Raw genomic sequence first — 24537 nt, forward strand, 5'->3', positions numbered from 1 at the left:
GGCGAACATGTCGCTCGAAGCGAAGAATACGCGGGACGCCCGAGCGACCCGACGGGGCCGCCACCGGCCACCTCTACACTGAACCGGTGACTTTCGACAACGTGCGGGGAAGCTCGACCCCTGGCCGGCCGTCCCGGACGCACCCGAACGTCTCTGGAACACCTTCGGTCGTACAGAGTCTGCGGGCTCACGCCGGGCATGCTGTGCCGTTCTCCGTGGAGTTCAATCCGCCCCGCGACGCCGCCGCCGAGGCGCGGCTGTGGCGCGCCGTGCGGCAGTTCGAGTGCATGCATCCCGCGTTCGTGTCGATGACCTACGGCGCCGGTGGTTCCACTCGCGACCGCACCGTCCGGGTGACCGGGGAGCTGGCGCAGCAGACGACGCTGCTGCCGGTCGCGCACCTGACCGCGGTGGAGCACAGCGTCGCGGAGCTGCGCTCGCTGGTCGGCGCGTACGCCGACTCCGGTATCCGCAACATCCTGGTGCTGCGCGGCGACCCGCCGGGCGACCCGCTGGGGGAGTGGCACAAGCATCCGCAGGGCGTCTCCTACGCCGAGGAGTTGGTGCGCATCGTGCGCGACCTCGGTGACTTCCACGTCGGCGTGGCATCGTTTCCGCAGGGCCACCACCGCTCGCCGGACCTGGCGACCGACACCGCGTTCCTGGCCGCGAAACTGCGTGCGGGAGCGGAGTATTCGATCACCCAGATGTTCTTCGACGTCGAGCACTACCTGCGCCTGCGCGATCGGCTGGTGGCGCTGGACCCGATCGAGGGCACCAAGCCGATCATTCCGGAGCTGATGCCGATCACCTCGCTGCGCACGGTGCAGCGCGCCGAGGAGTTGTGCGGCAGGCCGCTGCCGGACTCGGTCATGCGGCGACTGCGCACGGCGGCGGGCGACGGCGGGGAGGAGAACGCCGCGGCGGTGCGCGCGGCGGGCATCGAGATCGCCACCGAGATCGCGCAGCGGCTGATCGACGAGGGCGCGCCGTGCCTGCACTTCATCACGCTCAATTTCGCCAAGGCGACCAGCGAGGTGCTGACCAACCTCGGTTACGGCGTCACGGCCGCCCCGGTCAGCGTCTGAGTCTCCCGTCTCGGGTGCGCTACGTGCGCCGCACCGGCCGCTCGTCCCCGGATGGCTCGTTCGAGCCGCTCCGGCGAGCACTGTGGCGGCCTCGGTGACCGGCCGGTGCGCTCGAGGGCGCACCGGCCGGCGCAGCGTCAGGCCGCGCGGGCCGCGCGCAGCCCCCACGCCTCGGCGAGCAGCCGATACGATTGCAGCCGATCGGCGTGCCGGTGGGTGATCGTGGTCACCAGCAGTTCGTCCGCTCCGCTGACGCGTTGCAGCGCGGAGAGCCGCTCCACGACGGTGCCCGGTGACCCCACGAACTGGGTGGCGAGTCGATCGTCGACCAGGCGCCGCTGCTCCGCGGTGAGCGGGGCGACGGTCGCCGGATCGGGATAGTCGGCCGCGCCCGCGCCGCTGCGGATGCTGTGCACCCAGTGGCCGTAGCTCGCGGCCAGCCGCCGGGCGGTGGCGTCGTCCTCGGCCACGACCACGTCCGCGGAGATCACCACGTACGGCTCGGCCAGCTCGGCGGACGGGCGGAACGCCGCGCGATACGCCTCGATCGCGTCCAGCGCGGTGCCCGGCGAGACGTGATAGGCCGCGGCGAACGGCAGCCCCAGCCGCCCGGCCAGCTCCGCGCTCTCGCTCGCGGTGCTGCCGAACAGCCACAATCGCACCTGCGCGCCCTCACCGGGAACCGCGTGCAACGCAACGCCTTCCGGGCTGACGAAGGTGCCCGCCAGCAGGGCGCGCACCTCGCCGACCTGCTCGGCGAACTCCAGTGGCTGCGCGCCGCGCTGCTGGAGGGCGCCCACCGAGGCGATGAACTTGGACCGGTCCAGGATGCGGCCCGGGTCGAACGGCGGCGGAACGACAACGCCGTCACGGATCTCGGTGCGTCCGGTCACCGTGCCGACCACGGGCTTGCCGCGCGCGGCCTCCGCCCCGAATTGGCCGCGTCGATGACCCGACCGGCCGAGGCCCAGGTCGAGCCGGCCCGGGTACAGCGCGTCGATCGTGCCGAACGCCTCTACGATCGAGGCCGAGGTGTGATGACCCACCTGCACCGCGGCCGAACCCACCCGGATCCGCTCGGTGGCCGCCGCGACCAACCCGATCAGGGTGATCGAGGAGGAACTGGCCACCGAGACGAAATGGTGTTCGGCCAGCCAGTACCGGTGGTAGCCCCACTGTTCGGCGTGCTGGGCCAGATCGACGGTGTTGCGCAGGGCCTGCTGCGCGGTCGAGCCCGCGCTGATCGGGGACAGGTCCAGGATCGAGAGGGGAACGAACCGGCCGCTCATGCGGCACGTCCCGGCCGCGGGTCCTGCTCGCCCGCTTCGATGGCCACGCGCAGCCGGTTCTGCGCGGGCGCCACCGGGCAGGTCGCGAAATCGGTGAAGGCGCACGGCAGATTCGCGGCGCGGTTGAAGTCCAGCAGCACCGTACCGTCCGCCTCCGGCGTGCCCACGGTCAGCGATCGCGCCGCCGGGTAGGTGGTCACACCGCTCGTGGCGTCGGTGAACAACACCCGCAGGTTGTCCTGGTCGCCGAACGCGACGACGCGTTCGGTCACCTCGCCGATGCGGAATTCGATGGTGCCCGCGGCGCTGTGGTGATGCTCGAGACCATCGACCACGGCGCCGGTGACCACGGTCCGCTGCTGCGCGAACGGCGTGAAGCGTCCCGGGACCACCCAGCGCGGGTCGGGCCGGTAGGCCGGGATGCCGTCGAAGGTCAGCAGGGCGGGCGAAGCTGGGTCGTGCACCCGGACGGCGTAGCGGCCCGTGCGGCGGATCACCTCGAGCACCCGGCGCTCCTGCCGGACGTGCAGTCCGGGCGCCCCTTCGGCAGGGGTGACGATCTGTACGCCCGCGATGCCGAGCCCGTCGTATTCGAGCCGGTCGGCGGGCTGGGCGGTGATGAACACCTTCTCGTCGGTGACCCACCAGGTGCCGGGCAGGTCCGGCAGGCGTTCGGGGCGGTCGGTGAGCCAGTGCAGCGCGGTCAGGCCGAGGAAGCCGAGTGGGTCGCGCAGTAGGTCTTCCCGCGTGTGGTGCCAGCGCGCCCACTCGGTCTCGAAAACGGTGGTGATGCTCGTGGTCATGACGCTTCGGCTCCTTCGTGGGCGGTGGTGCGACGGTGGGGATGGCGCAGGCCGAGGTGGTCGCGCAAGGTGGTTCCGGCGTACTCGGTGCGGAAGCTGCCGCGCTCCTGTAGTTCCGGGACGACCCGGTCGACGAATTCGTCCAGGCCGTGCGGGGTGAGGTGCGGGACGAGGATGAAACCGTCCGCGGCGTCGGACTGCACGTAGGCGTCGATCCGCTCGGCGACCGCCGCGGGCGTGCCGACGAACTGCTGGCGCGCGGTGACCTCGATGATCAGCTCCCGGATGCTGAGCCCTTCGGCTTCGGCTCTGGCCCGCCAGGACTCGGCGACCGCGCGGGGATCTTTGGCGTGCCGCACGCGGCCGCGGGTGATGTTCACGTCGTCGACGGGCTCGACGTCGGGCAGCGGTCCGTCCGGGTCGTATCCGGACAGGTCCCGGCCCCAGACCTGTTCGAGGAAGGCGATCGCGGTCTGCGGGCCGACCTGTTGGAGGCGGATGTGCCTGGCGCGTTCCTGCGCCTCGGCCTCGGTGTCGCCGAGGACGAAAGTGGCGGCGGGGAAGATCTTCAGCTGGTCGGGGGTTCGCCCGTACTTGGCCAGGCGGCCTTTCAGGTCGGCGTAGAAGCGCTGCCCGTCCTCGAGGGTGCCGTGGCCGGTGAAGATCGCGTCGGCCGTGGCCGCGCCGAATTCCCGGCCGTCCTCGGAGTCGCCCGCCTGCAACAGCACCGGATGGCCCTGCGGGCTCGGTGGCAGCACGAATCGTGCGGTGATGTCGAACTGTGCTCCGCGATGGCGGGTTTCGGGGATCTCCCGGGCGAACACCCCGGCCTGCCGGTCGACGACCAGTGCGTCCGCGGCCCAGCTGTCCCACAGCGCGCGGGTCACCTCGACGGTCTCGGCCGCGCGGTGGTAGCGCTCGCCGTGCTCGAGATAGCCGCCGCGCCGGAAGTTCTCGCCGGTGAACGCGTCGGAGGAGGTCACGACGTTCCAGGCCGCGCGGCCGCCGGAGAGGTGGTCGAGCGAGGCGAATTGCTTTGCCAGCTCGAACGGCTCGTTGTAGGTGCTGTTGATGGTGCCGGCCAGTCCCAGCTTCTCGGTGACCCCGGCCAGCGCGTTGAGGACGGTGAAGGTGTCCGGCCTGCCCACGACGTCGAGGTCGTGGATGCGGCCGCGATGTTCGCGCAGCCGCAGGCCTTCGGCGAGGAAGAAGAAGTCGAACAGGCCGCGCTCGGCGGTACGCGCCAGATGCTCGAACGACGCGAAATCGATCTGGCTGCCCGACTCGGGGTCGCTCCAGACGGTGGTGTTGTTCACGCCGGGGAAGTGGGCGGCGAGGTGAACCGGCTTGCGAGGCTTGTCGGTCACGACGGGGTGCCTTTCGTGCTGATGGCGTAGCGGCTCTGCGGACGAGGCAGCCCGAGGCGCGCACGTAATGTGCTGTCCGACAGCGGCTTCCGGTCGATACCGGGCAGCAGGCGCACGGCGGCCGGAAGCGCGAGCGGGCGCAGGACGACGCCGTCGGCGGCCTCCGCGCTGTCCACGGCCGCGAGCACTTCGCGCAGTGTCTCTGCGGTCCCGAGGTGGCGAAGGGCGCTGGGCGCTGCGCTGCGGACCGGGCCGGCCCAGCCGTCCAAGGTGTGTGCTTCCTCCCGCGCCGCGTCCGCGGAGCCGGCCAAGTGGATGTCGAGATCCAGCAGTACGTGCACGCTGTCTGGGTCGCGTCCCGCGTCCGCGAGCGCGGCGCGCAACGCGGTGCGCCGTGTCCGCGCCGCGTCGAGATCGTCCGCGCCGATCCGGATCAGGTCGGCGCGGCGCAGCGCGACCGCGGTGGCGGCCACGCCGTCGGCGCGCACTGCGACGATCGGCTGGCCCTGTGGCGAGCGCGGTGTGATGGATGGCCCCTTCACGGCGAAGTTGTCGCCGGTGAAGTCGATGTAGTGCAGCTTGTCCCGGTCGACGAAGCGGCCGGTCGAAGCGTCGCGGATCTCCGCGTCGTCCTCCCAGCTGTCCCACAGCCGGGTGGCGACCTCGATCGCCTCGTCGGCCTCGTGCCACAGCGCGGCCTCGTCCTGCGCCGGTTTGCGCCCGAACGCCCGCGCCTGCTCGTCTCCTTCGGAGACGGTGACCTCCCAGCCCGCCCGGCCGAGCGTGGCGAAGTCCAAGCTCTGAATCGCCTTCGCCAGATGGAACGGTTCGGTGTGGGTGACCGGCGCCTGGGGAATCAGACCGACGCGGTGGGTGACGGCGGCGACGCGGGCGGCGATCGCGACCGCGTCGAGCCTGCCGCGGGTGGCGCCGGGGCCGCCGGGCTGCACGCCGAACGAATCGGGCAGGAACACCGCGTCGATGCCCGCTCGCTCGGCCGCGACGATCACCTCGGTCCAGTACCGTCCCGTGAACAGGTCCTCCGCGCGCGAGTCGGCACGCCGCCAGGACGCGGGGTGCGCGCCGGTACCCGCCGCTTCGACGGCGAGGAAGAAGCCGGAGTGCGCCATCAGGCCGTGCCCTCCGCCTCGATCTGCTGCCGCAGCGCCGGATGGGTCCCGGATCCGGCGACATCGGGTCCCAGCAGCAACGCCTGCTGCCACAGTGCGGCGCGCATGCCGCGCGCGGACCGGACGGCGCGGCGGTCGCGCTCGGCGCGGACCGGGGCGACGGCGTGCACGCGCGGGTTGCCGGAGGTGTCGGCGGCACGCGGGGCGCGCAGACGGGTGCGCCACCAGCGCGCGGGATCGGGTGCGAAGACGGCCGGGGCGGCCGGGATGTCCGGCGCGGGAGACGGTTCGGCGTCGGTGGCGGCCGGTTTCCGGTTGAAGGCGGAGTACACCATAAGAGCGATCCTTTTCGGTCGGTGCCACCACGGCTCGTGGCCGGTGGTGGGCTCCGGTGCGGAGGGAGGGGTGATCGCGCAGGACGCGACGGCGGGTTCCGGGCGGCTGCGGCACGGGGCCCAGCGCTGCTGCCGGTCCAGCACCCGGCTGTGGCGGTAGGTCGGACGGGGCATTACGACACGCCTTTCGAGACTGCGGGCGCCGGGATGGCCGACAAGAGCTCGCGGGTGTACTCGTGCCGCGGGTTGCCGAAGATCTCCGCGGTGCGGCCGGATTCGACGATGCGGCCGCGCCGCAACACCGCGACGTGGTCGCTGATGCGGCGCACCACCGCCAAATCGTGCGAGATGAACAGGTAGCTCAGCGCCAGTTCGGCCTGCAGGCCGTCCAGCAGTTCGAGGATCTGCGCCTGCACCGAGGCGTCCAGCGCGGAGACCGGTTCGTCGAGCACCAGCAGCTCGGGATGCAGCGCCAGCGCCCTGGCGATGGCGACGCGCTGACGCTGCCCGCCGGACAGCTCGGCGGGCTTGCGCTGGGCGAACCCGGACGGCAGCGCGACTTGCGTCAGCAATTCCGCCACCCGGTCGCGCCGCTGCGCGCGACTGCCGACTCCGAACGCGCGCAACGGTTCTTCGATGATCGAGCCCACCCGCCAGCGCGGATCCAACGAGGCGTAAGGGTTCTGGTACACCACCTGGAAGCGTTTGCGCAGCGCGCGCAGCCGCGACCCGCGTGCCTTCGACAGCAGCTGCCCGTCGAAGGTGACCTCGCCCCGATCGGGTTCGGTGAGCCGCAACGCGATCCGCGCGGTGGTGGACTTGCCCGACCCGGATTCGCCGACCAGCGAGAGGGTCTCGCCGCGGCCCAGTTCGAAGCCGACCCCGGCCACCGCGGTCACGCTGTCGCCCCCGTGCGCCCGGAAGGTCTTGTGCACTTCGCGCAGGACCAGCAGCGGCTTACCGTCGCGTGGCTTGGGCTCGCGGTAGCCGCCCGCCGGAGCGAGGCTGGGCGAGGCGGCGAGCAGGCGCTTGGTGTACGGGTGGCGCGGTGTGGCCAGCAATTCGGCGGTCGGGCCGCTCTCCACCACCTCGCCGCCGTTGAGCACGACGAGCCGATCGGCGCGTTCGGCGGCGACGGCCAGATCGTGGGTGATCAGCAGCACCGCCGTGCCGCGTGCCGCGATCTGCTCGGCGAGCCGGTCCAGTACCCGGCGCGCGACGGTCACGTCGAGCGCGCTGGTCGGCTCGTCGGCGATGACCAGGTCCGGTGCGCAGGCCAGCGCCGCGGCGATCAGCACCCGCTGGCGCTGCCCGCCGGACAGCTCGTGCGGGTACTGAGCGGCCCGCAGTTCCGGCCGATCCAGTCCCGCGTCGGCCAGCAGTTCGATCGCCCGCGCCCGCGCCGCCTTCCGGTCGGCCAGTCCGTGCACCACCAGTGCTTCGGCCACCTGATCACCCACGCGCCGGACGGGGTTCAGCGACAGTCCGGGGTCCTGGGGGACGAACCCGATGCGAGCTCCGCGCAGCCGCCGCAGCACGCGTTCGGAGCCGGTGTCGACCACGGCGCCGTCGAAAGTGACGGTCCCCCCGGTGGTCTCGGCGTTCGCCCCGAGCAGGCCGATCACGGCGTGGGCGAGGGTGGACTTGCCGGAGCCGGATTCGCCGACCAGGGCCACCACCTCGCCGCGGTCCACCGTGAGCGACACCCCGTTCAGCGCGGTGGCCGCGCCGGTTCCGGACCGGTACCGAACCCGCAGGTCCTCGATGTGCAGCAGCGGAGATGCGGGGGTGCTCACGGGTGTTCTCCCTTCCCGATCGCGCGTCCGAGGCGCTGTGCGGCGAGCACGACGGCGATGATGACGAAGCCGGGCAGGGTGGTCATCCACCACGCGGTCGCGAGGTAGTTGCGGCCCTCCGAGATCAGCGTGCCCCACTCGGGGGTGGGCGGCTTCGCGCCGTAACCGAGGAAGCTCAGCGCCGACACCGCCAGCACCGCCATGCCGAATTCGACCGCGGCCAAGGCGAGTACGGGCTGGTAGGCATTGGGCAGCACGTGCCTGGCCAGCACCGTGTACCAGCGCACCCCCGCGGCGTGGGCCGCCTCCACGTACACCGCTTGCCGGACCCGCAGCACTTCCGATCGCATCACACGCGCGAAATTGGCCACCAGCGAAACGCCTACCGCGATCGCCACATTGCTGGTGCCGAAGCCGAGCGCGGTGACCAATGCGAGCGACAGCAGCAACGCGGGCACCGACAGCAGCACATCGACCGAACGCATGACCACGGCGTCGACCACGCCGCCGATCGCGCCCGACAGCAGTCCGAGCAGCGACCCGGTGACGAGCGCTAGGCCGACGGCGGCCAGCGTGGCGGTCAACGAGAGCCCGGCGCCGTGCACCATCCGGGTGTAGAGGTCGCGTCCGAGATTGTCGGTGCCGAACCAGTGTTCGGCGCTGGGGCCCTGGAACTTCTGCGCGGGCACTCCGGTCAGCGGGTCGCCGCCCGCGAAGACCGACGGGGCCAGCGCCCATCCCACGGCGAGCAGCGCGACAGCGCCCGCGATCAGCAGTCCGGCATTGCCGCGCAGCCTCTTCCAGCGCACGGCCGGGCGCCGCAGGCCGGGTAGCACGGCTGCGCGCCGTTCCTCGATGACGTCAACCACGAGTCCTCACCTCCTCGGCCGGCGGCGCGCCGAGCGCGCGTCCGGCGGCGGTACGAATGACGGAAGCGGCGTCAGGCACGGATGATCGCCTCCTCGGCGGCGTCGACGGCGGTCCGCTCGGACTCGCCGCCCACGGCGCGGGAGCGGGCGGCGATGCGCGGGTCGAGCAGCGGATACAGCAGATCCACCGCGAGATTCACGCTCACGAACACCGCCGAGGTGAGCAGCACGATGCCCTGCACCACAGGGATGTCCTGCGCCAGCACCGCGGTCTGGGTCAGCCGCCCGACGCCCTGACGGGCGAAGACCGTCTCCACCACCACCGATCCGGCGAGCATGTTGCCCACCAGCACCCCCGCGATGGTGAACGCGGGCACACTGGCCGGGCGCAGCACGTGCGTGCGCTGCACCCACCAGCGCGATCCGCCCCTGGCCAGGGCCACATCGACGAACGGCTGACGCCAGGTCGTCTCCAGCCCGGCGGTGAGCACCTGCGCGATGACCGCGCCGATCGGCAGCGCCAGGGTGAGCGCGGGCAGCACCGTGCCCGCGAACCCGTGCCCGCCGAACGCGGGCGCCAGCCGCAACTGGAACGAGAACACCTGCAGCAGGAGCAGCCCGGTCCAGAAGGTCGGCACCGAGACACCCAGCGACGGCAGCGCGGCCAAGGCGTTGCGCAGCCACGGCCGCCGGCAGTGAGTCGCCGCGAACGCCAGCGCGACGCCACCGGTGACCGCGAAGAGCAGGGCGGCGCCGGTCAACGCGAGCGTGGCGGGCAGCGCGTCACCGATCGCGCCGGTGACCGGTTGCCCGGTGGCGATGGAATGCCCGAGATCGCCGGTCACGGCGTGCCCGAGCGCGGTCCAATACTGTTCCCACAGTGGCCGATCCAGCCCGTAGCGGGCCTGCAACTCGGCGATGGCGGCCTTGTCCACCGGGGTGCCCGACCCGCCTGCATCGGCCGCGATCGAGACCGGGTCGGCGGGCAGCAGGTACAGCACCACGAACGACAGCGTGAACGCCGCCCACAGCACCCAGATCGCCTGCAACACCCGCAGGGCCAGATAACGCGCCATGACTATCGCCCGCTCAGCCAGGTGTCGAAGAACTGCAATCGCGCCGAGGCTTCGAACTTCAGGTCCTGCGTGTTCGCCGCCGCTCCGATCGCCTGGGACAGCTCGACGGTCGGGATCAGCAGGCCCGCCTCGAGCACCTGCTGCTGCGCGGTGTGGATGAGCCCGTTGCGCACCGTGGTGTCCACGGTGGCGACCTGCCCGTTCAGCGCGTCGTCCAGCGGCGGGATGGGGCCGCGCCCATTGAGGTTGCGCCCGTCGAGACCGAAGGAGGTGCGCAGGATGTCGCCATCGGCGCGGGTGGTGTTGCCGTAGAAGGTGTCGAAGTCCTTGCTGTTCTGCCGCGCCGTGGTCTCCGCCACCGACACCAGGTCCAGCTTCAGTTCGACGCCGACCTGCCGCAGTTGCTGCTGCACCAGTTCGAGGATCGCCTGGTTGCCCGCGAACACCTGGCTGAAGAGCACCGAGAACGTCAACCGCTCACCGTTCTTCGCCCGGATGCCGTCCGCGCCGGGCACCCACCCGGCCTGGTCGAGGATGGTGCGCGCCTTCGCCGGGTCGAAGGCCAGCCGTGCCGAGAGGTCGGTGTAGCCGGGTGTGGTGCTCGCCAGCGCGCTGGTGGCGGGCTTGAACTGCGGGCCGAGCACGGTGTCCACCAATTGCTTGCGATCGATCGCGGGCAGCAGTGCCTGGCGCACCGCCGGATCGCGCAGCGGTCCGCGTGTGACGTGGGGCTGCAGGCCGAACGGCACACCCGGGTTGGCGGTGCTGAGCACCCGGCCGCCCGCCGCCTCGATCTGCGGCGCGTCCTGCGGCAACGCGTCGCTGATCGCGTCCAGCTGCCCGGAGGCGAGACTGCCGGTGCGCACGCCGGATTCGGGCACCACGGTGAACTCGATCTTGTCCAGGTAGGCCTCGCCGCGATGGGCGAACACCGCCGAACCCCAGTGGTAGCCGCTGCGCTTGGCCAGCGTCACCGCGGCGTCCTGGCGGTAGGCCGTGTAGGTGAACGGCCCGCTGCCGACGTTGTCGCCGAGGCAGCGCTGCTCGGCGGGCTTCGCCGTGGTCACGTCGGCCAGGATGCCGAGCTGGGCGGTCGAGGCCGCCTGCAGGAATTGGGCGTTGGGCTTGCTGAACTCGACCCGGGCGGTGAGCCGGTCGACGGCCGTGGTGCCTACGTAGCCGGTGAGGTAGCTGCTGCCCAGCGGCGCCTTGCCCGAGCCGAGCCGCACGACCGAATCGAACGTGTTGCGCACCGAGTCGGCGGTGAGCGGCGTGCCGTCGCTGAAGGTGACGCCGTCGGTGAGGTGGAAGGTGAAGACCTTCGCGTCGGGGCTCGCTTCCCAGCTCTGCGCCAGCCACGGCTTCAGCTCGCCGGTGGCCGGATCCTGGTCGGTCAGCGAATCCACGATCTGCCGGGTCACGTACAGCGTCTGGTTGGTGCCCGCCTGGGCTGGGTCCGAGCAGGTCGGCGCCTGGGACAGGCCGTAGCGCAGGGTGCCGCCCGGCCGGGGCGGACCCGCGTCGCCGCCGGGTGCGGCCGAATCACTGCCGCAGGCGGCCACGGTGGTGGCGGCGGCGAGCGCGCCGGCCAGCGCGGCGATTCGGTGACGGGTTCGGATCACGAGGCGACTCCAGATACTTCGGTGCGGGCGAGCTGCTCGCCCTGCTGGGGAAAGGCGTCGGCGACACCGGTCGCCGACGGTCGGCTGGGCATACGGCGGCGGTGCGTCATCTGCTCAGCGCTTCTTCGGCAGGCCGGGTGGGTTGATTCGCGATTCGGTGACCGCCTCGCTGCGCAGCCCCCAGCGGTCGATCACCTGCTGGTAGGCGCCGTGCTCGATGGCGTAGGCCAGCGCGTGCTGCACGGCGGTGATCAGCCCGCTGTCCTTCTTGGTGAGCACCGCGATCTCGCCTTGCAGCGCCTCGCCCGCACCGGAGAAGGTGCCCGCGATCCTGGTCTGCTTCGCGGTGGCCGCGTGGTAGATCGCGGTCGGGTTGGGGCCGAGGTAGCCGTCCAGCCGCTGCGAGGCCAGCGCCAGGTAGTAGTCGGTGACCTGCTGGAAGTAGGCGATATCGATCGGCGGCAGCCCTTCGGCCCGGTTCTGCTCGTTCCACTTGACCAGCAACTGCTCCTGGTTGGTTCCGCTGCCGACGCCGATCCGTCTGCCCGCCAGGCTCGTGCGGTCGGTGTATTCGAGCTTGCTCTGGATCGGCACCTCCAGCGCGACGTTGTCCTTGCGGTAGGTCGCGAAGTCGTACTTCTCCTTGCGTTCCTCGGTGACGGTGACATTGGAGATGAACGCGTCCACCTCACCGGAGTCCACCCGGACGAAGTTCTGCGACCAGTCCGCCACCTGCGCGTCGAGTTTCAGGCCGAGGATGTCGGCGATCAGTGCGGCGAAGTCGACTTCTGAGCCGACCACCGTCTTGTCGTCGGTGGCGTAGAACCGCAGCGGCGGCGCGGCGCCGGACGCGCCGGTCACCACCAGCGTGCCGCGATCGCGAATCGCCTGCGGCACTTCGGCGGCGATCGCATCGACCTTCGCGGTCCGGACGCGACCGGACTGGGTAGGGGAGAGGTCGAAGGTGATCGAACCGGCGGGCTGCGCGGCGGTGTCCGCCTCGGGTTCGGTGCAGCCGGTGGCCAGCAGCACGACCGCGGTCGCGGCGGCGGTGACCAGGGCGGAGAACTTCATCGGATACCTGTTCATCAGCGGACTCGGGAAAGGAAGGCGCGGGTGCGCGGGTGTTCGGGATGGTCGAGCACGGCCGAGGGCGGGCCCTGCTCGACGATGACGCCCTCGTCGAGGAACACCACGGTGTCGGCCACCTCACGGGCGAAACCGATTTCGTGCGTGACGATCACCAGTGCGGTGCCGCCGTGCGCGAGATCGCGGATCACGTCGAGCACCTCGCCGACCAGTTCCGGGTCCAGTGCGGAGGTGGGTTCGTCGAACAGGATCACGCGCGGCCGCAGCGCCAGCGCCCGCGCGATCGCCACCCGCTGCTGCTGCCCGCCCGACAACCGGCGCGGATACGCGTCGGCCAGCTGTCCGATGCCGACCCGCTCCAGCAGCCGGTGCGCCTCGCGCTCGACCTCCGTCCGGTCGCGTCGCTGCGCGGAAAGCGGTGCGAGCGTGACGTTCTCGAGCACCGTCAGGTGGGGGAACAGATTGAACTGCTGGAAGACGAAGCCGATCCGCGAGCGCTGTTTGCGCACTTCGCGGTCGGGCAGCGCGTGCAGGCGGTCGCGGCGCAGCCGATAGCCGATCAGCTCGCCGTCGATGCGCACGGTGCCCGCGTCCAGCGACTCCAGGTGGTTCACCACGCGCAGCAGGGTCGACTTGCCCGAACCGGACGGACCGATCACGGTGACCACTTCGCCGGAGCGCACGGTGAGATCGATGCCTTGCAGCACCGGATGCGCGCCGAAGGATTTCCGGACGCCGCGGACCTCCACGGCGGGGGCCGCGCTCATCGGGTCGCTCCGCGCGGTGCGGCGGGACCGGCCTCCGCGACCTCGCGCAGCTTCTGCCAGGCGCGTCGCAGCGGTGTCGGCGGCGGCGTGCGGTGCGCGCCCTTGGCGTAGTGGCGTTCGATGTAGTACTGCGCCACCGACAGCACGGTGGTGAGCACGATGTACCAGACCGTCGCGACCATCAGCAGCGGCACCACCCGCCCGTTGCGCCCGTAGATGACCTGGACCTGGTAGAACAGCTCGGCGATCGCCATCACCGACACGATCGAGGTGCCCTTGAACAGGCTGATCACCTCGTTGGTCGCGTTCGGCAGGATCGAGCGCATGGCCTGCGGCGCCACCACCGTGCGGAACTGCCGCAGCCGTGGGATCCCCAGCGCGGCGGCGGCTTCCAGCTGACCGGCGTCCACCGCGATGAACCCGGCCCGGATGATCTCGGCCGAATACGCCGCCTGATGCAGGGCCAAGCCGATCACGGCAGCGGTGAAACCACTGATCACCCCGTTCACCTCGAAGGTGAACAGCGCGGGCCCGAACGGGATGCCGATCGAGACGGTCCGGTACAGGTAGGCGATGTTGAACCAGAACAGCAGCTGCACGATCAGCGGGATCGAACGGAACCCCCAGATGTAGACCCACGAGATCACCCGCAGCACCGGATTGTTCGACAGCCGGGCGACCGCGAGCGCGGTGCCGAGCAGAAAGCCCAGCGCCGTGCCCCATACGGTCAGCTCCACGGTGACCCGCAACGCCGACAGCACCGATTTCGCGGTGATGTACTGCGCGAACGTCGGCCAGTCCCACCCGGGGTTGGTGGCCAGCCCGTGCACGAACTGGGCGAGCAGGATCAGCGCGACGGCACTGACCACCCAGCGCCAGGGGTGCCGGGTCTTGGCCACGGTCGGCGGCGTGCCGGACTCGGCGGCGTCCGGCGCGGGGACGGGTGTGCCGGTCGGGTCCGGTTCGCGCGCCGGGGCGGTCGCGGGTGCGGTGGACGCACTCATGACGGGTCCTCGATCATCACTTCGGTTCCTCCATCGGTCCCGGCGGAAGCACCCGCACCCGGTGGCCGGGGGGTTGCTGCGACGTCGACGAGCCAGGTCTCTCGGTCGCTCTGGATGGTTGGCGCCGACCCCCTGTCAACCGATGTCAGGGGCGAGCCGAATCATGATGCCCAGCAAGGGAAGGCTGGAACAAGGGAAGTAATCAGCGTGAGCGTAGACCTTGTCCACGCCAGTTGATCGGGTCTTTGTAGTAACCAGGCGTGCGCTGCTTCGCCGATGGGCGGTGCGAACCTGTCGCGTCGTCGCGGAGGGGCGTCCAGCGCCGGACGACGGCGGTCCGATGCAGCATACGGGTATGGCCAGCGCTGGGGAACGCGGGTCGGCCACGCGGAAGCCTGTTTCGGGCAAATGAGACTCGCCGCGAAATTGCTGTACGCAATCCGTGCTGTTGGAGCCGTTTGCCGGAGTACTGTGCCCCTCGATCGTTCCGCCGATGAGGAGGTTTCGTGATCATTTTGCGTCGTCTGACCCAATTGTCCGCTGTCGCGACCTGTTCGGTCGCCCTCGCGTTTGCCGGGCCGGGTGCCGTGTTCGCGGCTCCGGATGCCACGATTCCCGCGTTCTCCGATCTCTCCGCGCCGATCGCCGCCCCCGGTGACCTGTTCGGCGCCTACCAAACCGCGCTCGACGCGCTGCGCGCGCTCGGTATCCAGCCGTTCGCGTACCCGAGTGCGTCGGCGTTCTGCCTCGACAACACCACGGCCGGGCTGGCGCCCGCGGTGGCGGGAGCCATACCCGGGCCGTGGCCGAAGAACACCGTGCAGCTTCCCGGACTGGACCTCAGCGCCGTCAAGGCCGGGCAAGCCATGTTCACCTTCGTGCCCTACGGCCTCGGGCCGGACGGCGCGAACACCGCGGGAATGCAGGTGGCCTGGCTCAATCTGAGCAACGGACGCAGCGGAACGGCCGCCATGGGGCCGCTGGCCGACATCGCCCGCGCGATGATCCCCGCGGCCGTTCCCGCGGACCAGCGGCCGGTGGCCGAGCAGGCGATCCGGGACTTCCTCTTCGCGGCCCTCCCCATGGGCGGGGTGCGGGCGGTCCCGGTGGACACCGGCAAGGGCACCGTTCTCGCCGCGGTGTTCGGCACGGTGCAGAACGGCGCCAAGTCCTGCTTCTTCCTGCCGACGGTCGGAATCACCGCGGTCCCGTGAGATTCAGCTGTCGCGGCGCGGCGCCGCTCCTGGGAGCGAACGCCCCTTCCAGTGCGCCGTGCCGCGACGGCGTGCCCGGTGCGAACGCGCCCACAGCAGCAGATACGCCGCCACCGACACCGGATGCGCGAGGGCGGCAGGCACGTCCGCGCGTCCCAGCGGGCCGCCGGTCTCGGTCGACCGGGCCAACAGGCGCCCGGCGACGGCGGCGAGCCAGCCGATCGCGCCCGTCCGGCGGACCGCGCCCCTGCCGAGCACGGCGGCCGCGGGCGGCACCCAATAGGCAAGGGCCGCAACGAGTCCCACCGCCGCTCCGCCCGTGATCGTGCCGTCGTAGGCCGACCAGAGCCAGCGGGTGTAGCCCGCGTCCAAGTCGGCGGCGCCGCGATACATCCTGGTGCGGGCCAGCTCTCCGGCGGCCACCAGAGCGGTGGCGTGACCGGCTCGCCGCAGCGTACGGGCGATGTCGAGGTCCTCGGTGACGCTCCCCGCCACGGCCGTGTGGCCGCCGACCGCGCGGTAGGCGGCGTTGTCGAACACGAGGAACTGGCCGCAGGCCACCGCCGTGGAGGGCCGCAGGCTCCGGTCGGCCACCGCGATCGGCAGCGTCGAGGCCCACGACCAGCACAGCAGAGGCTGCACCACGGCTTCCGCCACGGAATCGGCCACTTGCAGGGGCCAGGGCGAGACCAGCGCGGCCGCGCGCGTGCGCAGCGCGCCGACCGCCGCGGCGACCGCTGTGGGGGCCAGCCGCACGTCGGCGTCCAGGAAGATCAGCACCGGCGTCGACACCTCCTCCGCAAGCCGGACACAGGCGGCGGCCTTTCCGGTCCAGCCGGCGACCGGATCCGACTCGGTGCGCAGCAGGGTGAAACGCGGGTCGTCGCCGATCGCCGCCAGGGCGGCGGCGCCGGTGTCGTCGGTGGACGCGTCATCGAGGATGCGCACCGCGAGGCGCGGTACGCCGACCTGCGCGCGCAGGTCACCGATCAGGGCGGGTAGCCGGTCGGCCTCGTTGCGCGCGGGAACGCAGACGGTGACGGGTTCGATCACCGTCGTCGGGGCATTCGTCAACCTCTGCACGGTGATGCGGTTGTATAGCGCGATGCCCGCGCCGAGCGCCGCCACCGCGGTGGCGAAGATCGGCAGGATCGAGTTCGCGCGCAACGTCTTCGGCAGGTCGGCACTCACCATGTGGGCCACGCTATCCCGGCGCACCGACCTGCCGCTCAGCGATTCTGCGTCACCGAGCGCCACCAGCGGCTCAGGGAGAAGCCGACTTCCGGCGCGCCGGGCGCGGCGGGGTTGCGGTCCATGTACGCCATCGCCGCGACGATGGCGGCCACCGCGAGCGTGATGCCGCCCGCGATGCCCGCCCAGCCCGCGAACGAGCGGGTGTTCGGGTCGGCGTAGCTGACCTCGGCCTGCGGCCTGGTCACTTCGCCGGGCGGCAGTTTCCAGGAGACGACGTTGTCGCCCTCGCGGCTGCCGTTGGTCTTGGCGACGCGGGCCGGGAATGCGATGGTCAACTGCACGTCCGAGCCGTGCGGCGGCAGCGATTTCAGATCGACCCGCCCGCTCAGGCTGACCAGGTCGCCGGTGCGCTGGAACTGCAACTGGAACATGCCCTGGGTCTGCTCGGACAGCTGGCCGAGCTGCTGCACATCACCGAAGGACAGGTCCTCGAAGAACACCTGGCTGCCGGTGTAGCCGTCCTGGGCGTACGGCTCCACCCGTAACTTGGCCGCCAGCGTCTCGGGCGCCTTCAGCTGCGGGCCCTTGTCCCCGGCGTCGGCGGGCACCACGGCGGCGACGATCCGGCCGGACACCCGGTCGTTGGACGAGACCCCCATCGAGACCTGCACCCGCAGGCAGCCCGCGAGCATCGGCACCAGCATCGCCGCGAGCAGGACCACCGACGCGACACGCACGCCGCGGCGTGGGGCCCGCCGCCGCGGGAGGTCCGGGGCATCGGGCTTCGTGATGACGGGACTCGGCTGCACGGGTGACATCGTGCCAGGCCTGCCGCCCGGAATGAAACGCGCCAGTCGCAGCGCGCGTCGGCGCGCCCGGCGCGGGACGCGGCGGCGGGTCAGCGGCGCGCGCGAGCCAGGGCGACCAGCAGGGGAACGCCCAGCAGACCCATACCGGCGAGGCCGTATCCCGCCGAGGAGGGAAGGTCGAGGAACACCGCGTGGGCCAGCGCCGACCCGAGCCAGGTCCACAGGAACAAGGCCACCGGAACGGTGAGCGCGATCGCGCGGCCGTGCGATCGCGGCGTCGGCACCGGATCCGGCGCCGCCCGCTCCCAGACCGCGAGCACCGCGGCCATCACGAACGCCACGCCGAACCAGCCCAGGTAATTCGTCAGCGGAATCCAGTCGAGGCCGGGCAGTCCGGAATGGATGTCACACCAGGTCCACTGCCCGTCGGCCACCATCTGCGGATCGAGGAACAGGTCCCAGCCCACCGCGCCGACCGCCGTCCAGCCGATCCGGGCGATCGTGCGCCGCGACAGCATCCCGGCCACCACCCACACCGGATACATCCCGCCGGTCCACGCCAGCGGGACGATCAACGGCACCTCGAGCAAGGCCGGCCCGAGCCGGTCGGTCGCGTACTCGTAGCAGCCGAACGGGATGCCGGTCGCGGTGCCGATCACCTCCGCCGTGAGCCCGATGCCGGAGACGATGGTCAGAAAGCCGACGGCATAGCGCGATCCCCTGGTCGCCGTCGCGTGCGCCAGCGCGGCGCCGGTGGACAGCAGTACGACCGCGACGGTGATGCGGTCGCGCCCACCGCCCGTGGTCAGCGGATATCCGATCTGCGCGACGATCGTCAGCGCCACGAGGACGAGGGGCAGCAGAAAACTCGCCGAGCGATAGCCGGACGGCAGGCCCGTGGCGTGCTCGGGCGCGGTGGGTTCCGCCGGGACAGGCGGCGGATCGCCCGAGTCCGTCATCGTCGAAGCCACCGGGTCAGCCCGCGCCGGTGCAGGTCGCGCAGTGCGAGGGTGGCGGCCGTGCGGCCGCTCGCGCCGGAGACACCGCCGCCGGGATGGGTGGACGCGCCCGTCAGATACAGCCCCCGCGCGCCGGGCACCCGCTGCCCCGCCAGCTCGGGCAGTGGTCGCCACAGCATCATCTGGTCCAGCGACATCTCCACGTGCATGACGTTGCCGCCGACGAGCCCGAGTTCGCGCTCCAGATCCACCGGCGTCTGCACATACCCGCGCAGCACCGTCTCCGCGAAACCGGGCGCGTAGGACTCCACTTCGGCGATGATCCGGTCGCCTTCCTGCCGCGCGAGATCGGACCAGTCGGCGCCGGAGGCCAGGCGGTACGGGTGCCACTGCGCCCACAGCGACAACTGATGCTCACCGGGCGGCGCGATGGTCGGGTCCAGTGCGCTGAAGCTCATCGCCAGGACGACCGGTCGCGGCGGCAGGTCCCCGGCCAGCGCCGCACCGTGCGCACGGCGCAACTGCGCGCGGTCGGACACCAGGAATTGCAGGCCGTGGGCGGAATGCTCGGCCGGGCTGCCGGGGTAGCGGGGCAGCGCCGACGTGGCGGCGCGCACCACCATCCCGATGCCGGGACCCACGCGGATGCGCCTGCGCCAGTCGTCGAGCACCGCGCCGTCGAAGCCACCGTCGCGCAGCAGCTCCAGCGTCGTCAGCACATGGCAGCCCGCGATCACGATGTCCGCGCGCAGGTCTCGGCCCGAGGCGGTGCGCACCCGCCAGCGGTCGCCGTCGCGGCGCAGCGCGGACGCCGCGTCGCCCGCGGTCACCACCCCGCCGTCGGAGCGCAGCCGCGCCACCAGGGCCGTGCTCAGCGCCCCGCTGCCGCCGACCGCGCGTCCCGGCGGCAGGGTGTGCATGAGCGCGGCGAAGCCCACCATCGGCGCGGTGCCCGGCTCGGACATCGGCGGCCCGGACTGGGCGCCGAACCACGCCAGCGACGCCTTCAACCGTTCGTCCTCGAAGCAGGCGTCCAGCAGCGCGTCACCGGATTGCAGGAATTCCCGCGACAGAGCGCTGCCGCCGTCCTTCGCGTCCAGCCCCCAGAACGACCGCACCAGCCGTCCCGGCGTCGGTCCGCCGCCGAAGGCCCGCATCACCCGGGCGCTGCGCGGACCCCACGTCCGCACGAACCGGCGGTAGGCGGCCGCGTCCCGCGGGCCACAAGCCGCCGCGATCGACGCGCAGGTCGCTTCCAGGTCGCGATGGAACACGATCGCGGAGCGGTCCGCGTGCGCGGGCGTGAAACCCCATGGGTCGCAGTCGATGTATCGCAGACCGAAGCGGTCGAGTTCGAGTTCCTCGACGATGCCGGTGTGGCGGATCATGATGTGCGCCGACGAGCCGCGATCGACCCGATGGCCGGGGAACCGCTCGACCGTCGACACCGCGCCGCCGAGGACGTCGTCGCGTTCGAGCACCTCCACCTCGTGTCCGGCGCGGGCGAGATAGCACGCGGCGACCAAGGCGTTGTGACCCGAGCCGACGACGACCACCGTCACGTGACCCTCACAGCGGCAGCCGCCTGCCGAGGATCGCGAACGGACGGTTGTCGCCCGCGAACACGAAATTGCGGACCACGTCGGTGAATCCCTGCCTGCGGTACAGCCGCCATGCGCGATTGTCCTCGCCGGTGACCTCGGGCGTCGACAGCAGCACGGCGCGCTCGGTGCGGTCGCGCAGCAGCCGTTCCAGCAGTGTGCCGCCGATGCCGCGACCCTGCGCGGCGGGATGCACATGCAGTTCGGTGAGCTCGAAGTAGTCCGACAGCAATTCGCGCGCGGAGTGTTCCGGCCAGCCCGAGCGCCTCATCCCGCTGTGCACCTGCTGGTGCCACCACTGGTGGGCGGCGCCGCGATAGCCGTAGGCGATCGCCACGATCGGCGCGTGGCGCAGATCGATCCGGCCGGAGTCGTCGGGCAGCACCGCGGCGACCGCCTGCCAGCCGGGGCGGGTGGTGTGCTCGGTCCACATCGGCGCGCGATGGTTCTCGGTCCCGTGCGGATAGTCCATGGCGGCCACGTAGACCGCCAGCGCGTCGTGCAGCCGGGAGCGCAGAGCCGCCACCGAGAGATCGATGACGGCGGGTGCGGGAGTGTGATTGGGCTTGACGGCGGTCATGGCTCTCGTCGGTCGCGCGGACGCGGAAGTTTGTCGGTGGGCGTCTCTATATTGAAGCTCAATTCAAACGTTCGAATACCTGTTCGGTCCGGGTGGTGCTGGAAAGCGGTGGGGCACCCCGCCTCCAGTACGGGATACCGGCCAAGGTACGCGATGGTGGAGGGACGGCGATGTCTGGTCGAGTGGAACATCCGGGCCGGCCCGGCCGGGCCGGCAAGTTGCTGGAGCGCGCGGACGGGTTGCTCATGCAGGCGGCGGGGGAGCGGGATCCGCGGGAGCGGTTCCGCACCGCCTACCTCGCCGCGCTGCGCGGCGCGGGCGCGGTGATCGCGCTCACGGGCGCCGACGCCGCCCCCCGGGCGCGCTCGCGCAACGCGTGGGTGCTGATGCAGCGCGCCGCGCCGGAATTCGTGATGTGGGCCGACTACTTCAGCGCCCGCTCGGAGATCCGGGCGGCGCTGGAGGCGGGGCTGGACCGGAATGTCGACGAACACGAGGCGGACGAGTTCTCTTCGCGGGTGGCGGCATTCCTCCATGACGTGGAAGACCTCCTCGCGGCATCGGCTCGGTTGCGGCCCGCCCCGGGAGTGACCGGCGACATGACCGCATAGTTATCGGCCTGAAGACGGACTACGTCCGACTGCACCCATAAGGCGTACCTCCGCCTTCGCTCCGGCCGTGCGCGTGCTGAAGACGGACTACGTCCGACTGCACCCATAAGGTGGTCTGGCCCTGATCGAACTCGTATCATTGGTGACAGATGGCCGCCAAGGTCGGCTATCTGTCGCCTACCCGGAGGCGACAGCCACGTCCTAGTGCCGGGGGAGGTACCGTGCCACTCTCCGAGCACGAGCAGCGCATGCTCGAACAGATCGAGAGCGCTCTCTATGCTGAGGATCCCAAGTTCGCCTCATCCGTCCGCGGCGGACGGCTACGTTCGACCTCGAGTCGTCGCAGACTCCAGGCCGCGGCGTTGTTCGTCCTCGGCCTCTTTCTCCTCGTCGCGGGCATCGCCGCGCCCGTGAAGCCCGGCGGCTTCCCGATCATCAGCCTGATCGGATTCATCGTGATGTTCGGCGCCGGTGTACTCCTGTTGCTCGGCACCTCGAAGAACGTCGCCAAGAACGATCGATCCGGCGGTCAAGCGACCTCCGGTTCGGGCGGGCGCGGCCGGCAGCGGAAATCGGGCGGTTTCTCCGAGCGCATGGAGGATCGCTTCCGGCGGCGGTTCGAGCAGGAATAGCTCGCCCGTAGCCTGACAACTTCAGCAGAACCGGCGACGCCGCACCGCGATGGTGCGGCGTCGCCGGTTCGCGTGTGTGTCCGATCGCCGCACGGATGATCTTCGAACCGGACTTCCCCCTTCCCCCACACCTCCCCACAAACTTCCCCCACCACGCCCCCTCGCAGGGGGCATCCGGGCGTTTGCTGGGTGTTTTCGGGCGTTTGTCCCGGGGGGCGGCGCGTGTCGGCAGAACTCGCGAAAGTTCTCCACGGCGGTGATAGCTGGGGTGACCTGCGTAATCGTCTGGGTCGGGAGCCAGATCACCGCCTGTTTCGATTGAAAGTGGGGGAAAGTGGGGTAATGTGGAGCGCGCAGTACTGAAGGGCCGACCATCGAGGTGATCGTTAGGGAGGTATCGAGTTGTTTCTCGGTACCTATACACCTCGCTTGGACGACAAAGGGCGACTCACGTTGCCTGCGAAGTTTCGAGACGATCTGGCGGGAGGGTTGATGGTCACGAAGGGGCAGGACCACAGCCTTGCCGTGTACCCGAAAGAGGAGTTCACCGCGCTCGCACGGCGTGCCGCGGCCGCGTCTCGAAGCAACCCGCAGGCCCGTGCGTTCGTCCGGGCCCTCGCGGCCGGAACGGACGAGCAACGTCCGGACGCGCAGGGCCGGATCGTGTTGTCCGCCGACCATCGTCGCTACGCCAACCTGCAAAGGGATTGCGTGGTGATCGGTTCGGTCGACTTCCTGGAGATTTGGGACAAGCAGGCGTGGGAGTCCTACCTCGCCGAGCACGAGGAGGACTTTTCGCAAGCCAGAGACGAGTCGCTGGGCGGAATCTTCTAGCCGCGGGCGCACGAGTGCCACGCGGTCTCTGCCCGGACGCGGACCCTGACGTACTTCCCCGACGCCAGGTGCCGGAGTTCGGTCAGAGACCCCGGGGCATTCGTAATCCGTATCGAAAGCACTCTGTATCAAGGCGACCCGTGTGGCGGTGCGCGACGACGCGAGGCAGGACTCCGGGAGGTCGAGGTGAACCGTGAACAGCGCGGTCCCCGCCATGTTCCGGTTCTGCTCGAGCGAGCCGACGCGCTACTCGGTCCGGCCTTGTCCGAGCCCGGCGCGGTCTACGTCGACGCGACGCTCGGTCTCGGCGGTCACGCCGAGCACTTCCTGAGCACCTATCCGGACATCCACCTGGTCGGTCTCGACCGCGACACCACCGCCTTGAAGCTGGCCGGTGAGCGGCTCGCGCCGTTCGCGGATCGAATCACGCTGGTGCACACCCGCTATGACGGTATCGCCGACGCACTGTCCGAGGCAGGCCTGTCGGCCACCGGTTCGGTCTCGGCGATCCTGATGGACCTCGGCGTCTCCTCGATGCAGCTGGACGAGGCCGATCGCGGCTTCGCCTATTCCGTGGACGCCCCGCTGGACATGCGGATGGACCCGACCAGCGGACTCACCGCCGCCGATGTGCTGAACACCTACAGCCACGGTGACCTGGCCCGGGTGCTGAAGACCTACGGTGAGGAACGCTTCGCGGGCCGGATCGCCTCCGAGGTGATCCGCCGCCGCCGGATCAAACCGTTCAGCACCAGCGCGGAGCTGGTGGAGCTGCTGTACGCCACGATCCCCGCCGCGACACGCCGCACCGGCGGGCATCCCGCCAAGCGCACCTTCCAGGCGCTGCGGGTGGAGGTCAACGGGGAACTCGACTCGTTGCGAGCCGCGCTGCCCGCCGCACTCGCCGCGCTGCGCGTGGGCGGCCGCATCGTCGTCATGTCCTACCAGTCACTGGAGGACAAGGTGGTCAAGCACGAGTTCGTCGCGCACACCGCGTCGAGGACACCGGTGGACCTGCCGGTCGAGCTCCCCGGCATGGGACCGGAGTTCCGGATGCTGACCCGCGGAGCGGAGAAGGCGACCGAACAGGAGATCGAAGACAACCCGCGGGCGGCGCCGGTACGCATGCGCGCCGCCGAGCGGATCCAGGAGGCGCGGTGATCGAGCAGTGCCCGGCGCCGCGTCGCGCCGGTCGGGTGCGGATGTCCCGCAGCGATGTCGGAGGCCGGATGAGACAGCGCCGCGCTGTGCTGGTCCGGCGTCCCGGGAGGACAGAGGAGGGGAATCGATGAGCGTGCGGACGCGGACCGTCGAAGCGCCGAGCCGGGTCGCCCGGCGGGTTCAGGACGCCGAGCGGGTGAAATCCGGCGCGGCGCAGCGCGCCTACGCGAAGCGGCGCATGCGCGCCGAAACCGGTTCGGACACCACGTTTCTGCCCACCGTGCGGCGCTCGGCGATGGCCGCGCGCATCCCGTTCGTCACGGCCATCCTCGTTCTGCTCGGCTGCGGCCTCGCGCTCACCTTGCTGCTGACCACCCGTGCCGCCGAGGACAGCTATCAGCTCGGTGACGCGCGGGCGACGAATCGGCGGCTGGCCGACGAGCGCGCGGCGCTGCAACGCGAGGTCGAGGTCGCCGATTCGGCCCCGGAACTGGCGCTGCGCGCGCGGGAGCTGGGGATGATCCCCGCCAAGGACCCGGCCCGGCTGTTGATCGGGCCGGACGGCTCGGTCACGGTGATCGGCAAGCCCACCCCGGCCCAGGGCACTCCGGTGCCGCCGCTGAACGCCGGGCCTTCGGCGCGCTCGCCACAGGGGGAGCGGGTGGTTCCGGTCACCACGACGCCCGGTGCCCCGGTGCCGGGCCGTC

Annotated in this window: 24 protein-coding genes and 1 riboswitch; of the genes, 7 read left to right on the forward strand and 17 right to left on the reverse strand. The window is 71.1% G+C overall.

Annotation, left to right across the window (positions count from 1 at the left end):
* The first annotated feature begins 86 nt into the window (after nucleotides 1-86).
* Nucleotides 87-1088: a methylenetetrahydrofolate reductase gene (locus tag ON29_RS09920; protein WP_040865901.1), complete on the forward strand. Its 1002-nt coding sequence runs from the start codon at nucleotides 87-89 to the stop codon at nucleotides 1086-1088.
* 137 nt (nucleotides 1089-1225) lie between these two features.
* Here ON29_RS09920 and ON29_RS09925 read toward each other — a convergent pair whose 3' ends face one another.
* The 12 genes from ON29_RS09925 to ON29_RS09980 all read right to left on the reverse strand — a co-directional run bounded on the left by ON29_RS09925 (nucleotide 1226) and on the right by ON29_RS09980 (nucleotide 14235).
* Nucleotides 1226-2377 carry an LLM class flavin-dependent oxidoreductase gene (locus ON29_RS09925; protein WP_040865902.1) on the reverse strand — a complete coding sequence of 384 codons (1152 nt, stop codon included), beginning with the start codon at nucleotides 2375-2377 and terminating at the stop codon, nucleotides 1226-1228.
* Nucleotides 2374-3180, reverse strand: a complete 807-nt coding sequence (locus ON29_RS09930) for a DUF1684 domain-containing protein (protein ID WP_040865903.1) — start codon at nucleotides 3178-3180, stop codon at nucleotides 2374-2376. Before ON29_RS09930 ends, ON29_RS09925 begins: the two co-directional genes overlap by 4 nt.
* Nucleotides 3177-4547 carry an NtaA/DmoA family FMN-dependent monooxygenase gene (locus tag ON29_RS09935; RefSeq protein WP_040865904.1) on the reverse strand — a complete coding sequence of 457 codons (1371 nt, stop codon included), beginning with the start codon at nucleotides 4545-4547 and terminating at the stop codon, nucleotides 3177-3179. The genes ON29_RS09930 and ON29_RS09935 overlap by 4 nt, the downstream gene beginning before the upstream one ends.
* Nucleotides 4544-5677 (reverse strand): LLM class flavin-dependent oxidoreductase, encoded by a 1134-nt coding sequence (locus tag ON29_RS09940; RefSeq protein WP_040865905.1) that lies wholly within the window; start codon nucleotides 5675-5677, stop codon nucleotides 4544-4546. Before ON29_RS09940 ends, ON29_RS09935 begins: the two co-directional genes overlap by 4 nt.
* Entirely contained in the window at nucleotides 5677-6186 is a 510-nt protein-coding gene (locus ON29_RS09945; RefSeq protein WP_157172727.1) for a hypothetical protein, read from the reverse strand. The genes ON29_RS09940 and ON29_RS09945 overlap by 1 nt, the downstream gene beginning before the upstream one ends.
* Nucleotides 6186-7808 (reverse strand): dipeptide ABC transporter ATP-binding protein, encoded by a 1623-nt coding sequence (locus tag ON29_RS09950; RefSeq protein ID WP_040865907.1) that lies wholly within the window; start codon nucleotides 7806-7808, stop codon nucleotides 6186-6188. The genes ON29_RS09945 and ON29_RS09950 overlap by 1 nt, the downstream gene beginning before the upstream one ends.
* A complete protein-coding gene (locus tag ON29_RS09955) occupies nucleotides 7805-8617 on the reverse strand; it encodes an ABC transporter permease (RefSeq protein ID WP_373283857.1) in 813 nt (270 codons plus the stop codon). The genes ON29_RS09950 and ON29_RS09955 overlap by 4 nt, the downstream gene beginning before the upstream one ends.
* Before the next feature lie 131 nt (nucleotides 8618-8748).
* Nucleotides 8749-9753, reverse strand: a complete 1005-nt coding sequence (locus tag ON29_RS09960; protein WP_040865909.1) for an ABC transporter permease — start codon at nucleotides 9751-9753, stop codon at nucleotides 8749-8751.
* Nucleotides 9754-9755: 2 nt separating this feature from the next.
* Nucleotides 9756-11375: an ABC transporter substrate-binding protein gene (locus ON29_RS09965; protein ID WP_085994855.1), complete on the reverse strand. Its 1620-nt coding sequence runs from the start codon at nucleotides 11373-11375 to the stop codon at nucleotides 9756-9758.
* Nucleotides 11376-11489: 114 nt separating this feature from the next.
* Nucleotides 11490-12449 carry an ABC transporter substrate-binding protein gene (locus ON29_RS09970; protein WP_245548886.1) on the reverse strand — a complete coding sequence of 320 codons (960 nt, stop codon included), beginning with the start codon at nucleotides 12447-12449 and terminating at the stop codon, nucleotides 11490-11492.
* Nucleotides 12450-12463: 14 nt separating this feature from the next.
* Nucleotides 12464-13231, reverse strand: coding sequence for an amino acid ABC transporter ATP-binding protein (locus ON29_RS09975; protein ID WP_040865911.1), 768 nt, complete (start codon nucleotides 13229-13231; stop codon nucleotides 12464-12466).
* Nucleotides 13228-14235 (reverse strand): amino acid ABC transporter permease, encoded by a 1008-nt coding sequence (locus ON29_RS09980; protein ID WP_040865912.1) that lies wholly within the window; start codon nucleotides 14233-14235, stop codon nucleotides 13228-13230. The genes ON29_RS09975 and ON29_RS09980 overlap by 4 nt, the downstream gene beginning before the upstream one ends.
* A gap of 27 nt (nucleotides 14236-14262) precedes the next feature.
* Nucleotides 14263-14356: riboswitch (SAM riboswitch) on the reverse strand.
* 385 nt (nucleotides 14357-14741) lie between these two features.
* Here ON29_RS09980 and ON29_RS09985 point away from each other — a divergent pair.
* Nucleotides 14742-15449 carry a hypothetical protein gene (locus ON29_RS09985; protein ID WP_040865913.1) on the forward strand — a complete coding sequence of 236 codons (708 nt, stop codon included), beginning with the start codon at nucleotides 14742-14744 and terminating at the stop codon, nucleotides 15447-15449.
* 3 nt (nucleotides 15450-15452) lie between these two features.
* On the opposite strand, the gene ON29_RS09990 is transcribed toward ON29_RS09985, so the two are convergent.
* From ON29_RS09990 to ON29_RS10010, 5 genes are all read right to left on the reverse strand, one after another.
* On the reverse strand, nucleotides 15453-16643 hold the full coding sequence (locus ON29_RS09990) for a glycosyltransferase family 2 protein (protein WP_040865914.1): 1191 nt from the start codon (nucleotides 16641-16643) through the stop codon (nucleotides 15453-15455).
* A gap of 35 nt (nucleotides 16644-16678) precedes the next feature.
* A complete protein-coding gene (locus ON29_RS09995; RefSeq protein WP_157172728.1) occupies nucleotides 16679-17461 on the reverse strand; it encodes an LppM family (lipo)protein in 783 nt (260 codons plus the stop codon).
* A gap of 80 nt (nucleotides 17462-17541) precedes the next feature.
* Nucleotides 17542-18411: a carotenoid biosynthesis protein gene (locus ON29_RS10000; RefSeq protein WP_083863338.1), complete on the reverse strand. Its 870-nt coding sequence runs from the start codon at nucleotides 18409-18411 to the stop codon at nucleotides 17542-17544.
* On the reverse strand, nucleotides 18408-19973 hold the full coding sequence (locus ON29_RS10005; RefSeq protein WP_040865915.1) for a phytoene desaturase family protein: 1566 nt from the start codon (nucleotides 19971-19973) through the stop codon (nucleotides 18408-18410). The genes ON29_RS10000 and ON29_RS10005 overlap by 4 nt, the downstream gene beginning before the upstream one ends.
* Before the next feature lie 7 nt (nucleotides 19974-19980).
* On the reverse strand, nucleotides 19981-20592 hold the full coding sequence (locus ON29_RS10010; protein ID WP_040865916.1) for a GNAT family N-acetyltransferase: 612 nt from the start codon (nucleotides 20590-20592) through the stop codon (nucleotides 19981-19983).
* 170 nt (nucleotides 20593-20762) lie between these two features.
* On the opposite strand from ON29_RS10010, the gene ON29_RS10015 reads away from it, so the two are divergent.
* From ON29_RS10015 to ftsL, 5 genes are all read left to right on the forward strand, one after another.
* Nucleotides 20763-21203 carry an SAV_6107 family HEPN domain-containing protein gene (locus ON29_RS10015; RefSeq protein ID WP_040865917.1) on the forward strand — a complete coding sequence of 147 codons (441 nt, stop codon included), beginning with the start codon at nucleotides 20763-20765 and terminating at the stop codon, nucleotides 21201-21203.
* Nucleotides 21204-21424: 221 nt separating this feature from the next.
* Nucleotides 21425-21835, forward strand: a complete 411-nt coding sequence (locus ON29_RS10020) for an SCO2097 family morphological protein (protein ID WP_040865918.1) — start codon at nucleotides 21425-21427, stop codon at nucleotides 21833-21835.
* Nucleotides 21836-22237: 402 nt separating this feature from the next.
* Nucleotides 22238-22669 (forward strand): division/cell wall cluster transcriptional repressor MraZ, encoded by a 432-nt coding sequence (gene mraZ / locus ON29_RS10025; RefSeq protein WP_039797118.1) that lies wholly within the window; start codon nucleotides 22238-22240, stop codon nucleotides 22667-22669.
* 186 nt (nucleotides 22670-22855) lie between these two features.
* Nucleotides 22856-23830 carry a 16S rRNA (cytosine(1402)-N(4))-methyltransferase RsmH gene (gene rsmH / locus ON29_RS10030; RefSeq protein WP_040865919.1) on the forward strand — a complete coding sequence of 325 codons (975 nt, stop codon included), beginning with the start codon at nucleotides 22856-22858 and terminating at the stop codon, nucleotides 23828-23830.
* Nucleotides 23831-23957: 127 nt separating this feature from the next.
* Nucleotides 23958-24537: cell division protein FtsL (gene ftsL / locus ON29_RS33760; RefSeq protein WP_051175050.1), on the forward strand; the 580-nt coding region annotated here is incomplete at its 3' end.

It is taken from the genome of Nocardia exalbida NBRC 100660, from assembly GCF_000308575.1.
Lineage (GTDB): Bacteria > Actinomycetota > Actinomycetes > Mycobacteriales > Mycobacteriaceae > Nocardia > Nocardia exalbida.

Bases quoted from the DNA above. Each gene is read 5' to 3' on its own strand.
- ON29_RS09925 (WP_040865902.1), bottom strand. From the start codon at position 2,377: ATGAGCGGCCGGTTCGTTCCCCTCTCGATCCTGGACCTGTCCCCGATC.
- ON29_RS09930 (WP_040865903.1), bottom strand. From the start codon at position 3,180: ATGACCACGAGCATCACCACCGTTTTCGAGACCGAGTGGGCGCGCTGG.
- ON29_RS09940 (WP_040865905.1), bottom strand. From the start codon at position 5,677: ATGGCGCACTCCGGCTTCTTCCTCGCCGTCGAAGCGGCGGGTACCGGC.
- ON29_RS09945 (WP_157172727.1), bottom strand. From the start codon at position 6,186: ATGCCCCGTCCGACCTACCGCCACAGCCGGGTGCTGGACCGGCAGCAG.
- ON29_RS09960 (WP_040865909.1), bottom strand. From the start codon at position 9,753: ATGGCGCGTTATCTGGCCCTGCGGGTGTTGCAGGCGATCTGGGTGCTG.
- ON29_RS09970 (WP_245548886.1), bottom strand. From the start codon at position 12,449: ATGAAGTTCTCCGCCCTGGTCACCGCCGCCGCGACCGCGGTCGTGCTG.
- ON29_RS09975 (WP_040865911.1), bottom strand. From the start codon at position 13,231: ATGAGCGCGGCCCCCGCCGTGGAGGTCCGCGGCGTCCGGAAATCCTTC.
- ON29_RS09980 (WP_040865912.1), bottom strand. From the start codon at position 14,235: ATGAGTGCGTCCACCGCACCCGCGACCGCCCCGGCGCGCGAACCGGAC.
- ON29_RS09990 (WP_040865914.1), bottom strand. From the start codon at position 16,643: ATGGTGAGTGCCGACCTGCCGAAGACGTTGCGCGCGAACTCGATCCTG.
- ON29_RS09995 (WP_157172728.1), bottom strand. From the start codon at position 17,461: ATGTCACCCGTGCAGCCGAGTCCCGTCATCACGAAGCCCGATGCCCCG.
- ON29_RS10000 (WP_083863338.1), bottom strand. From the start codon at position 18,411: ATGACGGACTCGGGCGATCCGCCGCCTGTCCCGGCGGAACCCACCGCG.
- ON29_RS10010 (WP_040865916.1), bottom strand. From the start codon at position 20,592: ATGACCGCCGTCAAGCCCAATCACACTCCCGCACCCGCCGTCATCGAT.
- ON29_RS10015 (WP_040865917.1), top strand. From the start codon at position 20,763: ATGTCTGGTCGAGTGGAACATCCGGGCCGGCCCGGCCGGGCCGGCAAG.